The 2,003-nt window shown below is 65.4% G+C and carries 2 protein-coding genes and 1 pseudogene; all 3 read left to right on the plus strand.

Annotated features, from left to right (window positions below; all coding sequences use genetic code 11):
- Nucleotides 1-183: pseudogene (locus ENZ74_RS34570) on the plus strand (hypothetical protein); the annotation flags it as partial.
- Nucleotides 183-1,586: a DNA repair protein RadA gene (radA, locus tag ENZ74_RS30470; protein WP_127313245.1), complete on the plus strand. Its 1,404-nt coding sequence runs from the start codon at nt 183-185 to the stop codon at nt 1,584-1,586. The pseudogene ENZ74_RS34570 and the gene radA, both read left to right, overlap by 1 nt.
- 63 nt (nt 1,587-1,649) lie before the next feature.
- Nucleotides 1,650-2,003, plus strand: a 354-nt coding sequence (locus ENZ74_RS30475; protein ID WP_164761335.1) for a CvpA family protein, incomplete at its 3' end; no start/stop codon positions are given.

A 2,003-nucleotide genomic window follows, 5' to 3' on the forward strand; every position in this document is an offset into this window, starting at 1 on the left:
ATGCCATCCGATCTCCCCCTCAAGGGGGGAGATCGGATGGCATCGACGCTTTCGCCAATTTTTGGCGTTGAAAAGAAGGCGCAAGCGCTGAAGCTGCAAATCTCCCCCCTGGAGGGGGAGATGGCCGGCAGGCCAGAGAGGGGCGCTGCCCCGCCAGCCTGTCACGGCGTGGCTTCCATCTAATGGCCAAGTCGCGCGTCCAATTCATCTGCCAAAGTTGCGGATCGGTGCATCAGCGCTGGGCCGGCAAATGCGATGCCTGCGGCGAGTGGAACACGCTGGTCGAGGAAGGCACGTCCGGCGGCATCGGCTCAGGACCAGCCAACACGCGCAACGCCCGCAAGGGACGCGCCGTGGTGCTGACCACGCTGTCCGGCGATATCGAGGACGCGCCACGCATCATCTCGGGCATTGGCGAACTCGATCGCGCCACCGGCGGCGGGTTCGTGCGCGGCTCGGCGCTGCTGGTCGGCGGCGACCCCGGCATCGGCAAGTCGACGCTGCTCACCCAGGCGGCCGCGGCGCTGGCATCAAAAGGCCACCGCATCGTCTATGTCTCGGGCGAAGAGGCGGTCGCGCAGATCAGGCTGCGGGCGCAGCGGCTTGGCGTCGCCTCCTCTCCGGTGGAACTTGCCGCCGAGACCAATGTCGAGGACATCCTGGCGACGATCGCCGACGGCAAGCGGCCTGATCTCGTCATCCTGGATTCGATCCAGACGCTGTGGACCGACCTTGCCGATTCGGCACCCGGAACCGTCACCCAGGTGCGCGCTGCCGCCCAGGCGATGATCCGCTATGCGAAATCCACGGGTGCGGCGATCGTACTGGTCGGCCATGTCACCAAGGAAGGCCAGATCGCCGGGCCGCGCGTCGTCGAGCACATGGTTGACGCCGTGCTCTACTTCGAAGGCGAAGGCGGCCACCACTACCGCATCCTGCGTACGGTGAAGAACCGTTTTGGACCGACCGACGAGATCGGCGTCTTCGAAATGTCGGACAAGGGCCTGCGCGAGGTCGCCAATCCGTCCGAGCTTTTTCTTGGCGAACGCCATGCCAAATCGCCGGGGGCGGCGGTTTTCGCCGGCATGGAGGGGACAAGGCCGGTGCTGGTCGAGATCCAGGCACTGGTCGCACCCTCCTCGCTCGGCACGCCGCGCCGCGCCGTCGTCGGCTGGGACGGCGCCCGGCTGTCGATGATCCTGGGGGTTCTCGAAGCCCATTGCGGGGTGCGATTCGGCAGCCATGATGTCTATCTCAATGTCGCCGGCGGCTACCGGATTTCGGAGCCCGCGGCAGATCTCGCAGTGGCGGCCGCCCTGGTTTCCTCGCTCACCGGTCTTGCCCTTCCCGCCGATTGCGTCTATTTCGGCGAAATCAGCCTTTCGGGCGCCGTGAGGCCGGTTGCGCATGCGCAACAGCGCCTCAAGGAAGCCGAAAAGCTGGGTTTTGGAAGCGCGGTTCTGCCCTCGGGCAGCGGGGAACTGGCCGGGGGGATCGGGGCCGGTTCTTTCCAGCCGACCGAGCTTGCCGACCTCGTGGCACGCATAGCCGGCTCACGCCGAAGCCGCGTGGACGAAGAAGACTAGAGCATCGGACCCAGAGCCCGATGTTCGGCGCTATAATGCGGCTCATGGAGTGGGGCGAAAGACATGCCGATTACGCTGCTTGACGGAATTCTCGTCGGCTTCACTCTGGTTTCGGCGATGCTCGCCATGGTTCGCGGCTTCTCGCGCGAAGTCCTGTCCGTCGTCTCCTGGGCCGCGGCGGCAGCGGCGGCGTTCTTCTTCTACAAGCCGGTCGTGCCTTACCTCGCTCCCTACATCGAGAATGAAAAGGTCGCCATGGCGGCCGCCGCCGGCGTGGTTTTCATCATCGCGCTGATCGTCGTCTCGGTCATCACCATGAAGCTCGCCGACTGGATCATCGATTCCCGGATCGGCGCGCTCGATCGTACGCTCGGTTTCCTTTACGGCGCCGGCCAGCCAGTTGAAGAACAGCAGGGC

It is taken from the genome of Mesorhizobium sp. M7A.F.Ca.CA.002.15.2.1, from assembly GCF_003998715.1.
Classification (GTDB): domain Bacteria; phylum Pseudomonadota; class Alphaproteobacteria; order Rhizobiales; family Rhizobiaceae; genus Mesorhizobium; species Mesorhizobium ciceri.

What these genes read in the sequence shown, in the direction of transcription:
- radA (WP_127313245.1), top strand. Translation starts at nt 183, where the DNA reads ATGGCCAAGTCGCGCGTCCAATTCATCTGCCAAAGTTGCGGATCGGTG.